Source organism: Arthrobacter sp. SLBN-112 (genome assembly GCF_006715225.1).
GTDB lineage: Bacteria > Actinomycetota > Actinomycetes > Actinomycetales > Micrococcaceae > Arthrobacter.
Map to the genome: position 1 here is coordinate 2,753,311 of NZ_VFMU01000001.1, position 15,095 is coordinate 2,768,405.

The following is a 15,095-nucleotide window of genomic DNA, read 5'->3' on the forward strand; positions in this document are numbered from 1 at the left end:
CAATGACTGAGCTGACCGAACCGGACGACGCCCCAGCCCGGCCGGCACCCGAGTGGCCGCAGCCAGGCGGGCAGGACATCACCGATCCGGAGGTGGCGCAGGCCATCGCCGGGCTTTTCGACCTGCCCGGGCTACCTGTCGAGGACCACGAGACCGTCTACAACGGGCTTCATGATGAACTGCTGGCCGCCCTCAACAGCGATCCCGCAGAGTCCGGTCCCGCCGGGGGTGCAGCCTGATGCCGGTGCGCCTCGACCAGGCACTGGTGGCGCGCGGACTGGCGAGGTCCCGCACGCATGCCGCGTCGCTGATCGGCGAAGGCAAGGTCAGTTCCGGCGGCGAGGTCCTCAGCAAAGCGTCGCTTCAGGTGGACGACAGCCGGGACCTTGCCGTCGAGCACGATGAGCAGGACACCTATGCCAGCCGCGCCGGCCACAAGCTGGCCGGCGCCCTCGACGCCTTCCCCGACGTCTCGGTGGAGGGCAAAAGGTGCCTCGATGCCGGCGCCTCCACCGGGGGCTTCACTGACGTCCTCCTCCGGCGGGGCGCCGCGCACGTGGTGGCGGTCGACGTCGGACACGGCCAGTTGGTGCCGCACCTCCGCAGCGACCCGCGCGTGGACGTCCATGAAGGCATGAACGTCAGGTACATGGCGTCGGCCGACATCGGCGGCCCCGCAGCACTGACGGTGGCTGACCTGTCCTTTATTTCCCTCACCCTCGTAGTCCAGCCGCTGGCGGACTGCACGGAACCCGGCGGCGACCTGGTGCTGATGGTCAAGCCCCAGTTCGAAATCGGCAAGGACCGCCTGGGCCGGACCGGCGTGGTCACGTCGGAGCGCGAGCGGCGGATGGCAGTGGAGAAAGTGGCAAGGGCAGCGCTCGACGCCGGGCTGGACCTGTGCGGCCTGGCGGCTAGTCCACTGCCCGGACAGGACGGAAACGTCGAATACTTCCTGTGGATAAAACGCAGGATCAGCAAAGACTTGCCTAAGATCGAAGAGCGAGAGGCAGCAGCCGCTGCGTTGCTCGGACAAATCTGGCCGAACCACTAGAGAGCGGAACCTGATGAGCAGGCGTGTACTGGTCCTTGCCCATACCGGCCGCGAGGAGTCGCTGAAAGCTGCCTGGGAAGCCTGCGCCCTGCTGCACGCCTCGGGCATGGTTCCCGTGATGCAGGAGTCCGAGCTGGGGGACATGGAACGGTTCTTCGGGCACCTGGCCCAGCCGGTGGAGGTCCTCCACGACCATGTCCAGCTGCCCGATGTGGAACTGGTCATGGTTCTCGGCGGTGACGGCACCATCCTGCGGGCCGCCGAACTGGTCCGCGAAGTGGACGTGCCGCTGCTGGGCGTCAACCTGGGCCACGTGGGTTTCCTGGCCGAAAGCGAACGCGCGGACCTTGCCCAGACCGTCGAATGGATTGCCAGCCGCGAGTACACGGTTGAAGAACGCATGACCATCGATGTGCAGGTGTGGGTCCGGGGCCAGAAGATTTGGCACACCTGGGCTTTAAACGAGGCCGCCATCGAGAAGGCCAACCGCGAACGCATGCTCGAGGTCGTGACCGAAGTGGATGAGCGCCCGCTGACGTCCTTCGGTTCCGACGGCATCGTGCTGGCCACCCCCACCGGATCCACGGCATACGCGTTTTCGGCGGGCGGGCCGGTGGTCTGGCCGGAGGTGGAGGCCCTGGTCATTGTGCCGATCAGCGCCCATGCGCTCTTCGCCAAGCCCCTCGTGGTGTCGCCGCGGTCAAAGCTCGCCGTGGAGGTCCTGGGCCGTACGGACGCCCAGGGCGTGCTGTGGTGTGATGGCCGGCGCTCGGTGGACCTGCCGCCCGGCGCCCGCGTGGAAGTGACCAAGTCCACCACTCCCGTCCGGCTGGCCCGCACGCACCAGACACCCTTCTCGGCCCGCCTGGTCCGCAAGTTCGAGCTGCCCATCCACGGCTGGCGGGGGCCGGTGCCCAAGTCCGATGCCGTGCATACTGGCCCTATTCCCATTGTGCGCACGCCACGGCCCATGCCGCCGCTGCCGGTACCGCATGCGGAGAACCCCGGCAGCGATCCCGATCCGTCGACTGCGAAGTGAATCCATGCTTGAAGAACTGAGAATCCGCGATCTCGGCGTCATCACCGACGCAACGCTTCCGCTCGGCCCGGGACTGAGCGTGGTGACCGGTGAAACCGGCGCGGGCAAGACCATGGTGGTCACCGCCGTCGGGCTGCTCCTGGGTGCCCGTTCGGATGCCGGGGCGGTCCGCAGCGGCGCCAAGAGCGCCACCGCCGAGGCGGTGCTGAAGCTCGACGCCGGGCACCCGGCCATCGCCCGTGCCCTTGATGCCGGTGCTGAGGTGGAGGAGTTCGACGGCGGCGCGGAGCTGATCCTGGCCCGCCGGCTGGGTGCGGACGGACGCAGCCGTGCGTTCCTGGGTGGCCGGGCTGCCCCCGTGGGCGTGCTGGCTGAGATCGGTGAGTCATTGGTGGTGGTGCATGGCCAGTCGGACCAGATCAGGCTCAAAAGCGCCACGGCGCAGCGTGAAGCGCTGGACAAGTTCGCCGGCGACGCCCTGGCTGGCCCGCTGGCCAGTTACCAGGAGCTGTACAGCCACTGGAAATCCAGCCAGGCAGAGCTGGCCACACTGCGCAGCGCAGCACGGGACAGGCTCCGGGAAGCAGAATCGCTCGAGGCGGCCCTGGCGGAGATCGACGGGGTGGATCCGCAGCCGGGGGAGGACGAGCTGCTGAAGGCCGAGGCCGTGAAGCTTGCCAACGTGGAGGAGCTGCGGATCGCCGCCAGCACCGCACATCAGGCACTCATCGCCGAGGACTTCGGCGAAACCGGGGACGCCACCACGCTGGTGGATTCCGCCAAGCGCACACTGGAACACGTGGCGGAGCATGATGCGGAGCTGGGTTCCGCAGCGGCCCGGCTGGCCGAGGTGGGTTTCCTGCTCAACGACATCGCCACCGAACTGGCCAGCTACCAGGCCGGCCTGGATTCCGAGGGACCGGAACGGCTCGCCGAAATCGAGGACCGGCGCGCCGCCCTGGCCAAGCTGGTCCGCAAGTACGCCCCCACCATCGACGAAGTGCTGGAGTGGGCGGAAAAGGCGCGGATCCGCTTCGATGAGCTGCAGGACGATTCATCCCGGATCGAGGCCCTGGATGCGGAAGTGGTCCGTGCAGAAGCAGAACTGAAGAAGCAGTCAGCTGCCATCAGCAAGATCCGCGCCAGGGCCGCCAAGGACCTGTCCGGCCGCGTCAGCGCGGAGCTCAAGGCCCTGGCCATGGCCGACGCCACCCTGGTGATCAACATTGAGCCGGCCGGGCAGCTGGGCCCGCACGGCGCAGACGAGATCAGTTTCCTGCTGCAGCCGCATTCCGGTGCCCCGGCCCGGCCGCTGGGCAAGGGCGCGTCCGGCGGCGAACTGTCCCGCGTCATGCTGGCCATCGAAGTGGTGCTTGCCGCCGTCGACCCCGTCCCCACGTTCGTCTTCGACGAGGTGGACGCGGGCGTTGGCGGCCGGGCAGCCGTCGAGATCGGCCGCCGCCTGGCCATGCTGGCACGCCACGTGCAGGTGCTGGTGGTCACGCACCTTCCGCAGGTGGCCGCCTTCGCGGACCAGCACATCACCGTGACCAAAACCTCAGTCAGGGGAGCCGGCGGCAAAACGGCCACCGGGTTCACCTCAAGCGACGTCCGGCTGTTGGACGGCCCGGAGCGGGTGCGTGAGCTGGCCCGGATGCTGGCGGGCCAGGAAGACTCGGAATCGGCCCGGGCGCACGCCCAGGAACTGCTGGACGACGCCAAGCTCCTGCCGCAGCGGGCCTGACGGAACAGCCACGGGAAGGCGCAATTGATGATAGGCTCGAATTCCGTGGTGCAGCGATCAAATTCCCGTGTAAATTCCCGGTTCCCGGGCTCCTCCAAGACGACCAAGCACATCTTCGTCACCGGCGGTGTGGCGTCCTCGCTCGGCAAGGGACTGACGGCGTCCAGCCTTGGTCATCTGCTGCGGGCACGCGGCCTGTCCGTCACGATGCAGAAGCTCGATCCCTACCTGAACGTGGATCCGGGCACAATGAACCCGTTCCAGCACGGCGAGGTCTTCGTCACAGACGATGGCGCGGAGACGGACCTGGATATCGGGCACTACGAGCGCTTCCTTGACGAAAACCTCGAAGGTTCCGCCAACGTGACCACCGGGCAGGTGTACTCCACGGTGATAGCCAAGGAGCGCCGCGGCGAGTACCTGGGAGACACCGTCCAGGTCATCCCGCACATCACGGACGAGATCAAGCGCCGCATGCGCCTGCCTGCGGAGGGCAAGAATGCACCGGACGTCATCATCACCGAAATCGGCGGCACCGTGGGCGACATCGAGTCCCAGCCGTTCCTCGAGTCCGCGCGCCAGGTCCGCCAGGACATCGGCCGCGGAAACGTGTTCTTCCTGCACGTCTCGCTGGTTCCCTACATCGGCCCGTCGCAGGAACTGAAGACCAAGCCCACCCAGCACTCCGTGGCTGCACTGCGCTCCATCGGCATCCAGCCCGAGGCAATCGTGATCCGCTCGGACCGCGAAGTGCCCGAGGCCATGCGGGAAAAGATCGGCCGCATGTGCGACGTCGACATCGACGCCGTGGTGAACGCCGCCGACGCCCCGAGCATTTACGACATCCCCAAGACCCTGCACAGCCAGGGCCTGGACTCCTACATCGTCCGCGCCTTGGACCTGCCGTTCAAGGACGTGGACTGGACCAGCTGGGACAAACTGCTTGAAGCGGTCCACAACCCCAAGCACCATGTAGAGATCGCCCTGGTGGGCAAGTACATCGACCTCCCGGACGCCTACCTGTCGGTGACCGAAGCGCTGCGCGCCGGCGGTTTTGCCAACGAGGCCAAGGTCAAGATCCGCTGGGTCCCGTCCGATGAATGCGAGACCCGCGAAGGCGCCATCAAGGCGCTCGATGGTGTCGATGGGATCTGCGTGCCCGGCGGTTTCGGCATCCGCGGCCTCGAGGGCAAGCTCGGCGCCCTGAAGTTCGCCCGCGAAACCAAGCTGCCCGTGCTGGGCCTCTGCCTTGGCCTGCAGTGCATGGTGATCGAGTACGCCCGCAACGTTGTGGGCCTGGAGGGCGCCTCCTCCAGCGAGTTCGAGCCGGACTCCAAGTACCCGGTCATCGCCACCATGGAAGAGCAGCTGGAGTACGTTGAAGGCCGCGGCGACCTGGGCGGCACCATGCGCCTTGGCCTGTACGAAGCCAAACTCGACGAAGGCTCGGTCATCGCCGGAACGTACGGCAAGACCACCGTCAGCGAACGCCACCGGCACCGCTACGAAGTCAACAACAAGTACCGCCAGCAGATTGCCGACAAGGGCCTGGTCTTCTCCGGCACCTCCCCGGACGGCAAGCTCGTGGAATTCGTTGAACTGCCGGCCGACGTCCACCCGTATTACGTAGCCACGCAGGCGCACCCCGAGCTCAGCTCGCGGCCCACCCGCCCGCACCCGCTGTTCGCCGGCCTGGTCCAGGCTGCCCTGAACCACCAGACAGCAAACCACCCGAACGCAGGGCAGGCCAGCGCTGCCGACACGGCTGTTCCCGCGGCCGGGGAGCCTGCGGCATCGGGTACCGTTACCGCTAAGTAGTCAAGAGAACAAAAAGGACGGCGCGATGCCTGGTACACCTGAAGCCACCCCTGCCAAACAGGTTTCGGATGCACCAAGCCCGCGCCGTCTTTTGTCTACCGAGAAGGTCTACCAGGGCCGGATCTGGGACGTCGTCAGCGACACTTTCCAGCTCTCTGATTCCGGCAACGCGCTCACCCGCGATTACATCGACCACCCCGGCGCAGTCGCGGTCCTGCCCATGAATGACGAAGGCCAGGTCCTGCTGCTAAAGCAGTACCGGCATCCGGTGGGCATGGACCTCTGGGAGATCCCTGCGGGCCTGCTGGACGTTGAAGGCGAAGACTTCGTGGTGGGGGCAGCGCGGGAACTCGCTGAGGAAGCGGACCTGGCCGCAGGCACCTGGAACGTCCTGGCGGATGTCTTCAACTCCCCAGGTTCCTCCAGTGAGGCCATCCGCATCTACCTTGCCCGTGACCTTACCGAGGTCCCGCACCACGAACGCCACGAACGGACGGACGAGGAATCGGAGATCGAGTTCCACTGGATCGGCCTGGACGATGCCGTTGCGTCCGTCCTGGCCGGGCGCCTGCACAACCCGTCCGCCGTCGTCGGGATCCTTGCGGCTGCTGCCGCCCGCGCCGCCAACTTTGAAGGACTTCGCCCCGCCGACGCCCCCTGGCCCGCGCACCCCAGCCAGCGCTGATGGCAGGTGCTTCGGTAAGCGCGGATCCTTCGGCTGAAGCGGCGTCTGCGGCTGAACCGGTTCCAGGCGAGGGAACCGCTGCCGCTGTCCCCGGGCCGGTGCCTCCCGCGATCGAGCGTGGAATCACCGACTACCTCCAGCACATGGGGGTGGAACGGGGACTGGCCGCGAACACCCTGGCCGCGTACCGTCGCGACCTGGCCCGGTACGCCCGCTACCTGGCAGCGGCCGGTTGCGCCCGGCCGGAGGACATCACCCGGCACCATGTGACCGGTTATGTCCGCGCCCTTTCGGACGGTTCCGACGGCGGCTCCACCCTGGGTGTCCGGTCCGCGGCCCGGACGGTGGTGGCGGTCCGCGGCCTGCATAAGTTCTGGGCCCTTGAGGGCTACACCGCGGCCGATCCCGCCCGCGACGTCCATCCCCCCATGGCCGGTAAGCGGCTGCCCAAGGCCATCAGCGTTGATGAGGTGACCCGCATCCTTGAGGCGGCAGGAACCGACACCGCCGCCGGACTGCGGGACCGCGCCCTGCTCGAATTCCTCTATTCCACTGGTGCCAGGATCAGCGAAGCAGTGGGACTGGATGTAGACGATATCTCCCTCGCAGGGCCGGAAGCCGGGCCCGCCATTGTCCGGCTGTTCGGCAAGGGATCGAAGGAACGGCTGGTGCCGCTGGGCTCCTACGGCGCCCGCGCCCTGGACGCCTACCTGGTCCGCGGCCGGCCGCTGCTCGCTGCCAAAGGCAAAGGCACTCCGGCCCTGTTCCTGAATGCCCGCGGCGGCAGGATCAGCCGGCAGAGCGCCTGGACCATCCTGAAGGCGGCGGCGGAGAAGGCCAACATCATGCGGGACGTCTCACCACATACGCTGCGGCACTCCTTCGCCACGCACCTGCTCGAAGGCGGCGCGGACGTTCGGGTGGTCCAGGAACTCCTGGGACACGCATCCGTGACCACCACCCAGGTGTACACACTGGTCACAGCCGATACGCTCCGGGAGATCTACGCGGCCGCCCATCCCCGGGCGCTCGGCTGAAGTTCTAGAACAGCGCCTCGATGGTCAGTTCCACGGGGCCCAGCAGGAAAGCCAGTACGGAGGTGCCCATACCGGCGAGCAGCATCAATCCCGGGTGTGCCAGGCCAAGCACCACCCGGCGCAGCCGTGGCCGGCCGCGGAGGAACGATTTCGGTACCCGCGAGAGCGTGGGCACCTGCCGCCAGCCGCGAAGCCTCCGCAGGAACCAGGCGCACCTGGCAACAAACGCCAGCCACAGGACGGCCACCACCAGCGGGACCAGGGCCGCCATCAGGGTGAAGCCCAGGGCGGTGACCTCACGCTCGGAGTCACCCGCCACGGCCTGGATGGTGGTTGAGATGGAGGCACTCAGCACCACCGAGATGGCCCAGACCATGAATGCCGCAATGAGGGCCAGGAAACGTAAGAAGAACAGGCCCAAGACCGACTCCCTGGCAGACTTCACCTGCTGCCGGGGCGTCACGTGGAGCACGGCCAGGGTGCTGAGCAGCGTGGGGAGGGCAGCGGCAGCCACCAGCAGGTACCAAGTCCATCCTGCCAGGTTCACGAATTCATCGATGACAATGAGCGCCGTCCAGACACAGGCCCAGGCCCAGCCCCAGTACAAAGGGTTGCGTACCAGCCACTCCGGCAGGCGGGCGTCAACGGTCGAGTTGCGGGCCGGCCGTATCCCGTGTGCTGTTTCGGGAGTCACACGTAGAGCTTGGCATGTCCGCCGCCCAATGGCGCGTCCCGCTGGCAACTTCCGGACCCCTTAGGCTTGAACGCATGACTGCAGCCCGGGTTACTCTTTGCTTCCTGCTCCGCGACGGCGCCGGCGGAACCGAAGTGCTCCTTGGGCTGAAGCAAACCGGTTTCGGCCGCGGCAAGATCGTGGGCGTCGGCGGCCACGTGGAACCGGGGGAGTCAGACGCCCAGGCCGTCATCCGGGAGGTCCTGGAAGAAACCGGCGTAGTCCTGCGGGTCGAGGACCTGGCGGACGCCGGATCGGTCCACTTCGTCTTTCCGGCCCGGCCGGAATGGGATATGCATACAAGGCTCTTCACCGCCCGGACATGGCAGGGCGAGCCCGCACCCAGCGAGGAGATCCTGCCTGAATGGTTCCGCGTGGATACGCTGCCGGTGGACCGCATGTGGCAGGACGCGGACCACTGGCTGCCCGTGGTGCTGGAAGGCCGTACGGTCAACGTGGTGGTCACCATGCATGCCGACAACGAGTCTGTCGCCTCGTCCCGGAGCCTGCTGGAATAATCAGGCAACCGCCAAACAACCAAGCAGTTAAACGCCCGACGGCGGCGCGGGCACCGGTCGCATTCACGAGAAAGGTGCCCGGCCGCCGTCGGACGTTCGTGCCAAAGCTAGGGAAGGTGCCGCTCCTCCGGACCGATGTACTCGCTCAGCGGCCTGATCAGTGAGTTGGCGTCCAGCTGCTCCATGATGTGAGCGGTCCAGCCCGTGATCCGGCTGGCCACGAACAGGGGAGTGAACGTAGGTGTATCAAAACCCATCAGGTGGTAGGTGGGTCCGGCCGGGTAGTCGAGGTTCGGCTTGATGGCTTTCGCCTCATCCATCGCCGACTCCAGGCCGTTGTACAGCCCCAGCAGTTCGGGCCGGCCGTAGTGGGCAATCATTTTGTCCAGTGCGGCCTTCATGGTGGGGACCCTGGAGTCGCCATGCTTGTAGACGCGGTGTCCGAAGCCCATGACCTTCTTCTTCTGCGCCAGGGCGTCTTCCATCCACGCCTTGGCCCGGGCGGCTGCTTCCTCCAGTGACTCCTCCTGCCGGATGCCAATTTCGTCGAACGTGTGCATGACGGCTTCGTTCGCGCCGCCGTGCAACGGGCCCTTCAGGGCCCCGATGGCACCGGTCACGGCGGAATGCAGGTCCGAGAGCGTGGAGGTGATGACCCGGGCCGTGAAGGTGGACGCGTTGAAGGAGTGCTCGGCATAAAGGATCATCGAGACGTTGAAAGCCTCCACCACCTCCGGCACCTGTTCCTCGCCAAAGGCCATCCACAGGAAGTTCGCCGAGTAGCCAAGGTCTTCGCGGGGTTCCACCACATCCTGCCCATGGCGGCGGCGCTGGTCGTAGGCCACTACCGCCGGCATGGCGGCGAAGAGGTCAACGGCCTTGGCCATGTTCGCTTCCCGGGAGGAATCCTCAGCCAACGGGTGCCGTGCCCCCATCACGGAGGCGGCCGTCCGGCAGACGTCCATCGGGTGCGAGGTGACGGGCAGGGCATCAATAACCTGTTTTACCACCGGATCAAGGGCGCGGCCGGCGCGTTCCCGTGCCGTGAACTCCGCAAGCTGGTCCTTGGTAGGCAATTCGCCGTTCCAGAGCAGGTACGCCACTTCCTCGAAGCTGCACCTGGCGGCCAGCTCCTGGACGGGGTAGCCGCGGTAGAGCAGGGAGTTGGTGTCCGGGTTGACCTTGGAAACGGCGGTGTAGTCCACCACCACGCCGGCAAGGCCCTTTTTGATCTCATTTTCAGCCATGCTGAAACTCCTTTGTTCCTAAAGCCTGTTGGTCCGGCCGGAGCCGGGTTTCCGGTTGGATGTCAGGTGCCGGGGATCTGGAAATTGAACACGCCGGTGTCAAAGCGGTTGTAGGCCTCATAATCGACGAGGTCGTAGAGCCTGGCACGGGTCAGCATGCTTGGAACCTGTGCCTCCTGGGTGCCGTCGGATTTGATCGATTCCAGAGTACGCTCAGCAGCGCCCATGGCACTACGGAGCAGCGTGACAGGGTAAATCACCATGTTCACGCCCACCCCGGCCAGCTCGTCCACCGTGAAGAGGTCACTTCTGCCGAACTCGGTCATGTTGGCCAGGATCGGGACGTCTACGGCGTCCCGGATGGCGCGGAACTCGCTGAGGTCCCGCATGGCTTCGGGGAAGATCGCGTCCGCGCCTGCGTCCACGAGTGCCTTGGCCCGCTGCTGCGCGGCTTCCAGTCCGTCCGTGGCGCGGATGTCGGTACGGGCCATGATCAGGAAGTTCTGGTCGCGGCGGGCGTCGGCGGCGGCACGGATGCGTTTGGTGGCGGTGTCCAGGTCCACCACGTTCTTGCCGTCCAGGTGGCCGCAGCGTTTCGGGTTGAACTGGTCCTCGATATGGCAGCCGGCAAGGCCCGCGTTCTCGAGTTCCTGGACGGTGCGCGCCACGTTCATGGGTTCACCGAAGCCGGTGTCGGCGTCGACAATCGAGGGTAGGTCCGTCATGCGGGCAATCTGACCGGCCCGGGTTGCCACCTCGGTGAGCGTGGTCAGCCCGATGTCCGGCAGGCCAAGGTCATTGGCCAGGACGGCGCCGGAGATGTACACCCCGGCGAAGCCCTTCTCCTCGATCAGCCGCGCCGAGAGCGGATTGAACGCGCCCGGGAACTGCTGGATGGTCCCGGAGGCAAGCAGTTCCCGGAACCGGACCCGCTTCTGCTCGGGAGTGGTCTTGGAATACAGCATTTAGAACAGTCCCTTCGGCGCGGCCGAGAGGTCGATGACGCCGGGAGCGGCGGTGATGTTCAGCTGGTCCAGTTCCCCGGCCTTCAGGTGGGGGAGGCGTTCGACGGCGGCAAGGAACCTTTCGATTTCGGCGTCCTCCACGAGCCCGGCGGCGAGGGTGCGGAACTTGTCGACGTACTGTTCCCGGGCAAACGGGCGGGCACCGAGCGGGTGGGCGTCGGCAACGGCGATTTCATCGGTGATGACGGAGCCGTCCTTGAGCGTGATTTCCACGGAGCCGCCGAAGGCCTTTTCGGCGATGTCCAGGGAGTGGTAGCGGCGGGTCCATTCCGGGTCCTCCACGGTTGTCACCTTGTGCCACAGCTCCACGGTGTCCTGGCGTGCGGCGCGCTGCGGGGCGTAGGAGTCCACGTGGTGCCAGGCTCCGTCCTGCAGGGCCACGGTGAAGATGTACGGGATGGAGTGGTCCAGGGTTTCCCGGGACGCCGTGGGGCTGTATTTCTGGGGGTCGTTGGCGCCGGAGCCGATCACGTAGTGCGTGTGGTGGCTGGTCTTGATCAGCACGGATTCGACGTTGGCCGGGTTGGTGACCTCGGGGTGTTCGCGGTGCAGCTTGCGGGCAAGGTCGATCCAGGCCTGGGCCTGGTATTCGGCCGAGTGTTCCTTGGTGTAGGTATCCAGGATGGCGCGCTTGGCTTCGCCGGGGGTGGGGAGCGGGACCAGGTAGGACGCGTCGGGGCCGTCGAGCATCCAGGCGATGACGCCGTCTTCACCTTCGTAGATGGGCACGGGGGAGGTCTGGCCGCGCATGGCCCGGTCGGCGGATTCGATGGCCATCTTGCCCGCAAATGCCGGGGCGTGTGCCTTCCAGGTGGAGATCTCGCCCTTGCGGGACTGGCGGGTGGCGGTGGTGGTGTGCAGCGCCTGGCCCACGGACTGGAAGATGGTTTCGACGTCGAGGCCCAGCAGGGTGCCGATGCCTGCGGCTGCGGAAGGCCCAAGGTGGGCTACGTGGTCGATCTTGTGCTTGTGCAGGCAGATGGCCTTGACCAGGTTGACCTGGATCTCGTACCCGGTGGCGATGCCGCGGATCAGGTCGTGGCCGTTGGCGCCAACGTGCTGTGCGACGGCAAGGATCGGCGGGATGTTATCGCCCGGGTGGGAGTAATCGGCAGCGAGGAAGGTGTCGTGGTAGTCCAGTTCCCGGACAGCCACGCCGTTGGCCCAGGCAGCCCATTCCGGTGCCACCCGTTCCTCGATGCCGAAGACTTTGGAGCCCTTGCCGCCGGTGGTGGGGCCATGGGTCAGTGCCTGGGCACGGGCAGCGACGATGGGAGCCCGGTTCAAGGAGGCGATGGCCACCGAGGCATTGTCGATGACGCGGTTGATCACCATGTCAGTCACTTCGTCAGACACAGCCACAGGGTCCGCCGCAACCTGGGCGATCTTGTACGCGAGCTGGTCCTCACGCGGGAGGTTTTCTTCGCTCCGATAGACGCGGACGTGGTGTTCCTTAACCATGATGCTCCTTTGGGTGGGATGTGTGGGTTGCTTTGACGTGGGAGAGGCTTCGGTGCAGGTGGACGATGGTGGCCGCCTCGGCAAGCCTTGGGTTGCCGGCCGCGATGGCTTCCGCGATGGCGGCATGCTCGGCGGCGGCGGCGGTGAGGCGGCAGGCGTCATCGGCGGCCAGCCGGCGGATGCGGACCAGGTGCACGCGCAGGCTCCGCATGGCCTGGGCCAGGTAGGAGTTGGAGATGGCTGCGTCGATGGCTGCATCCAGCCGGCCCACCAGTTCGTAGTATTCATGCAGGGCAGGGTGGTCGCCGCCGATCAATTCCGGAGCCCGGAGAAGTTCATGCTGCAGGTGCTCGAAGGTATGGGCGTCGCCGCGGCGTGCGGCCAAGGCCGCCGCCCTGCCTTCGAGGGTTTCGCGAAGCTCGAACAGTTCGTCGATGTCTTCCAGGGAAATGTCGCTGACCACCACGCCGCGGCCGCCCGCCGTCGTCAGTCCTTCCGCCGTAAGGCGGCCCAGGGCTTCCCGCAGCGGTGTTCTTGAGACGCCAAGGCGCTCGGACTGTTCCACCTCGGCAAGGACCGTCCCCGGGGCCAGGCGCCATTCGATGATGTCGTCGCGCAGGGCGGCATAGGCTTTGTCGCTGGCGCGCATGCCCGTCTCCTTCCTCGGCTGAGGGCTCCAGTGTATACACAAGTGCAGTTGTTTTGGGAAGAAGCAGGAAAAAAGCGTGAAAGGAGGCTTTTTTGTATACAGAACCTCTTGTTAGCCGCGGAGGGGCCAGCTACCATGAGCTGCATCACAATGTCGTGGACGGGATTACGTTATGGTCAGCAACAGCTATCGGGACACCTACCGGCGCAGCATTGAAGAGCCGGAAGATTTCTGGCTGGAGGCGGCGGAAAAGATCCACTGGAGCGCTGCTCCTGCCCGGGCACTGGACTCCAGCCGGGCGCCGCTCTACAGCTGGTTTCCGGACGGCGCACTGAATACCTGCTACAACGCCCTGGACCGGCACGTCGCCGAAGGCCGGGGGGAGCAGGATGCGCTGATCCATGACTCCGCCATGCTGGGAACCCGGCAGCGTTTCACCTATGCCGAACTGACCGGCCTCGTGGCGCGCTTCGCCGGCGTGCTGCGCCGCCACGGCGTGGGCAAGGGGGACCGCGTGGTCATCTACATGCCGATGATCCCGGAAGCCGCCATTGCCATGCTGGCAACCGCCAGGCTGGGCGCTGTCCATTCCGTGGTCTTTGGCGGGTTTGCGCCCAAGGAGCTCGCGGCCAGGATCCGGGACGCGGCGCCTGCTGCGGTGGTCACCGCCTCAGGCGGGATCGAACCCACGCGCCGCGTCGAGTACCTGCCGGCCGTCGCGGAGGCGCTGGAGCTGGCAGGCGCCCGGGACATTCCCGTGCTGGTCAAGGAGCGGGACGGTTTCGCGTCCAAGGCGGACCGGGCCGGGTGGCTGGACTGGGATATGGAAATGGCTTCTGCGCAGCCGGCCGCTCCCGTTGACGTAAAGGCCACCGATCCGCTTTACATCCTCTACACATCGGGGACCACCGGCACCCCCAAGGGGGTGGTCCGGGACAATGGCGGCCACGCCGTCGCGCTGCGCTGGACGCTGGAGAATATTTACGACGTCGGTCCGGGCGACGTGATGTGGACTGCCTCGGATGTGGGCTGGGTGGTGGGACATTCCTACATCGTCTACGGGCCGCTGCTCGCCGGCGCCACCACGGTGATGTACGAAGGCAAACCGGTTGGTACCCCGGATGCGGGTGCATTCTGGCGCGTGGTCAAGGACCACAAGGTCAACGTGCTCTTTACGGCCCCCACGGCGCTGCGGGCCATCCGCAAGGCCGATCCGGAGGCATCGCTGTTGGGCGGGTATGACATCTCCAGCCTGCGGACCCTGTTCACTGCCGGCGAGCGGCTGGACACTGACACGTTCCTCTGGGCCTCCCGTGTCCTTGGCGTGCCGGTGGTGGACCATTGGTGGCAGACGGAGACCGGCTGGGCCATCTGTGCCAACCCGCGCGGCCTGGAGCCCCTGCCCATCAAGGCCGGTTCGCCGAGCGTTCCGATGCCCGGGTACCGGCTCCGGATTCTCGACGGGACCGGCGGCGGGGTGGCACCCGGCGCCGAAGGCAACATTGTGCTGGGGCTGCCATTGCCGCCTGGCACGCTGGCCACTCTGTGGGGAAACGACGAACGCTTTATCTCCTCTTACCTGACCGCTTTCGATGGCTGCTACGCCACCGGCGATTCGGGCTACCAGGACCAGGACGGGTACCTCTTTGTCATGGGCCGCACCGACGACATCATCAACATCGCCGGACACCGGCTTTCCACCGGCGCGATCGAACAAGTCATCGGCCAGCACCCTGCCGTGGCCGAGTGCGCGGTGATCGGCCTCGCCGATTCCCTCAAGGGCCAGCGCCCCAGTGGCTACGTAGTGCTCAAGTCCGGTGTCGACATTCCTGAAGACGTCTTGGCCAAGGACCTGGTGGCATTGGTGCGCCGGGACATTGGTGCGGTTGCGGACTTTAAGCAGGTGACGGTGGTGGATGCCCTGCCGAAGACGCGGTCCGGGAAGATCCTCCGCAAGACCATGCGCCAGATAGCCGACGGCGAGGAGTACACCGTGCCTTCCACCATTGAGGATCCAGGGGTCATCGACCAGTTGATCGGAGCACTTCGGGTGGGCGGACCGGAAGCCGGCTGAAGGGGAATCCA

14 protein-coding genes are annotated in these 15,095 nt (G+C 66.3%); 9 read left to right on the top strand and 5 right to left on the bottom strand.

The genetic code is table 11. The features are described 5' to 3' along the window. Positions 1 to 2: 2 nt before the first annotated feature. From FBY33_RS12740 to xerD, 7 genes are read left to right on the top strand one after another with little or no spacing between them, the layout of a single operon-like run. Positions 3 to 239: a hypothetical protein gene (locus tag FBY33_RS12740; RefSeq protein ID WP_142030883.1), complete on the top strand. Its 237-nt coding sequence runs from the start codon at positions 3 to 5 to the stop codon at positions 237 to 239. After that, positions 239 to 1,054, top strand: a complete 816-nt coding sequence (locus FBY33_RS12745) for a TlyA family RNA methyltransferase (protein WP_142030884.1) — start codon at positions 239 to 241, stop codon at positions 1,052 to 1,054. The genes FBY33_RS12740 and FBY33_RS12745 overlap by 1 nt, the downstream gene beginning before the upstream one ends. 13 nt (positions 1,055 to 1,067) lie before the next feature. Then, the gene (locus FBY33_RS12750; RefSeq protein WP_142030885.1) at positions 1,068 to 2,093 is read left to right on the top strand and encodes an NAD kinase; all 1,026 of its coding nucleotides are present in this window, start codon (positions 1,068 to 1,070) and stop codon (positions 2,091 to 2,093) included. A gap of 4 nt (positions 2,094 to 2,097) precedes the next feature. Further along, positions 2,098 to 3,837: a DNA repair protein RecN gene (gene recN, locus FBY33_RS12755; protein ID WP_142030886.1), complete on the top strand. Its 1,740-nt coding sequence runs from the start codon at positions 2,098 to 2,100 to the stop codon at positions 3,835 to 3,837. 27 nt (positions 3,838 to 3,864) lie between these two features. Further along, positions 3,865 to 5,655, top strand: coding sequence for a CTP synthase (locus FBY33_RS12760; RefSeq protein WP_142030887.1), 1,791 nt, complete (start codon positions 3,865 to 3,867; stop codon positions 5,653 to 5,655). Between the two features lie 25 nt (positions 5,656 to 5,680). Next, positions 5,681 to 6,340 (top strand): NUDIX domain-containing protein, encoded by a 660-nt coding sequence (locus FBY33_RS12765; protein ID WP_142030888.1) that lies wholly within the window; start codon positions 5,681 to 5,683, stop codon positions 6,338 to 6,340. Further along, positions 6,340 to 7,377 (top strand): site-specific tyrosine recombinase XerD, encoded by a 1,038-nt coding sequence (gene xerD / locus FBY33_RS12770; protein ID WP_200831376.1) that lies wholly within the window; start codon positions 6,340 to 6,342, stop codon positions 7,375 to 7,377. The genes FBY33_RS12765 and xerD overlap by 1 nt, the downstream gene beginning before the upstream one ends. Positions 7,378 to 7,381: 4 nt before the next feature. Here the strand turns inward: xerD and FBY33_RS12775 are convergent, their stop codons facing one another. Next, complete coding sequence (locus tag FBY33_RS12775) at positions 7,382 to 8,071, bottom strand: hypothetical protein (RefSeq protein ID WP_235010557.1); 690 nt, start codon at positions 8,069 to 8,071, stop codon at positions 7,382 to 7,384. 74 nt (positions 8,072 to 8,145) lie between these two features. Here FBY33_RS12775 and FBY33_RS12780 point away from each other — a divergent pair, with 74 nt between their 5' ends. Continuing rightward, a complete protein-coding gene (locus FBY33_RS12780) occupies positions 8,146 to 8,628 on the top strand; it encodes an 8-oxo-dGTP diphosphatase (RefSeq protein ID WP_142030889.1) in 483 nt (160 codons plus the stop codon). A gap of 107 nt (positions 8,629 to 8,735) precedes the next feature. Here FBY33_RS12780 and FBY33_RS12785 read toward each other — a convergent pair whose 3' ends face one another. The 4 genes from FBY33_RS12785 to FBY33_RS12800 all read right to left on the bottom strand — a co-directional run bounded on the left by FBY33_RS12785 (position 8,736) and on the right by FBY33_RS12800 (position 13,010). Continuing rightward, positions 8,736 to 9,875, bottom strand: coding sequence for a bifunctional 2-methylcitrate synthase/citrate synthase (locus tag FBY33_RS12785; RefSeq protein WP_142030890.1), 1,140 nt, complete (start codon positions 9,873 to 9,875; stop codon positions 8,736 to 8,738). 62 nt (positions 9,876 to 9,937) lie between these two features. After that, a complete protein-coding gene (gene prpB, locus FBY33_RS12790; protein ID WP_142030891.1) occupies positions 9,938 to 10,840 on the bottom strand; it encodes a methylisocitrate lyase in 903 nt (300 codons plus the stop codon). After that, complete coding sequence (locus FBY33_RS12795) at positions 10,841 to 12,361, bottom strand: MmgE/PrpD family protein (RefSeq protein ID WP_142030892.1); 1,521 nt, start codon at positions 12,359 to 12,361, stop codon at positions 10,841 to 10,843. It lies immediately after the preceding gene. Beyond that, a complete protein-coding gene (locus tag FBY33_RS12800; protein ID WP_142030893.1) occupies positions 12,354 to 13,010 on the bottom strand; it encodes a GntR family transcriptional regulator in 657 nt (218 codons plus the stop codon). The genes FBY33_RS12795 and FBY33_RS12800 overlap by 8 nt, the downstream gene beginning before the upstream one ends. A gap of 172 nt (positions 13,011 to 13,182) precedes the next feature. On the opposite strand from FBY33_RS12800, the gene FBY33_RS12805 reads away from it, so the two are divergent. Next, the gene (locus FBY33_RS12805) at positions 13,183 to 15,084 is read left to right on the top strand and encodes a propionyl-CoA synthetase (RefSeq protein ID WP_142030894.1); all 1,902 of its coding nucleotides are present in this window, start codon (positions 13,183 to 13,185) and stop codon (positions 15,082 to 15,084) included. The last annotated feature ends 11 nt before the right edge of the window (positions 15,085 to 15,095 follow it).

Coding starts and splice junctions, on each gene's coding strand:
- FBY33_RS12805 (WP_142030894.1), top strand. CDS start 13,183: ATGGTCAGCAACAGCTATCGGGACACCTACCGGCGCAGCATTGAAGAG.
- FBY33_RS12780 (WP_142030889.1), top strand. CDS start 8,146: ATGACTGCAGCCCGGGTTACTCTTTGCTTCCTGCTCCGCGACGGCGCC.
- prpB (WP_142030891.1), bottom strand. CDS start 10,840: ATGCTGTATTCCAAGACCACTCCCGAGCAGAAGCGGGTCCGGTTCCGG.
- FBY33_RS12800 (WP_142030893.1), bottom strand. CDS start 13,010: ATGCGCGCCAGCGACAAAGCCTATGCCGCCCTGCGCGACGACATCATC.
- FBY33_RS12745 (WP_142030884.1), top strand. CDS start 239: ATGCCGGTGCGCCTCGACCAGGCACTGGTGGCGCGCGGACTGGCGAGG.
- FBY33_RS12740 (WP_142030883.1), top strand. CDS start 3: ATGACTGAGCTGACCGAACCGGACGACGCCCCAGCCCGGCCGGCACCC.
- FBY33_RS12785 (WP_142030890.1), bottom strand. CDS start 9,875: ATGGCTGAAAATGAGATCAAAAAGGGCCTTGCCGGCGTGGTGGTGGAC.
- FBY33_RS12750 (WP_142030885.1), top strand. CDS start 1,068: ATGAGCAGGCGTGTACTGGTCCTTGCCCATACCGGCCGCGAGGAGTCG.
- xerD (WP_200831376.1), top strand. CDS start 6,340: ATGGCAGGTGCTTCGGTAAGCGCGGATCCTTCGGCTGAAGCGGCGTCT.
- FBY33_RS12765 (WP_142030888.1), top strand. CDS start 5,681: ATGCCTGGTACACCTGAAGCCACCCCTGCCAAACAGGTTTCGGATGCA.
- recN (WP_142030886.1), top strand. CDS start 2,098: ATGCTTGAAGAACTGAGAATCCGCGATCTCGGCGTCATCACCGACGCA.
- FBY33_RS12795 (WP_142030892.1), bottom strand. CDS start 12,361: ATGGTTAAGGAACACCACGTCCGCGTCTATCGGAGCGAAGAAAACCTC.
- FBY33_RS12760 (WP_142030887.1), top strand. CDS start 3,865: ATGATAGGCTCGAATTCCGTGGTGCAGCGATCAAATTCCCGTGTAAAT.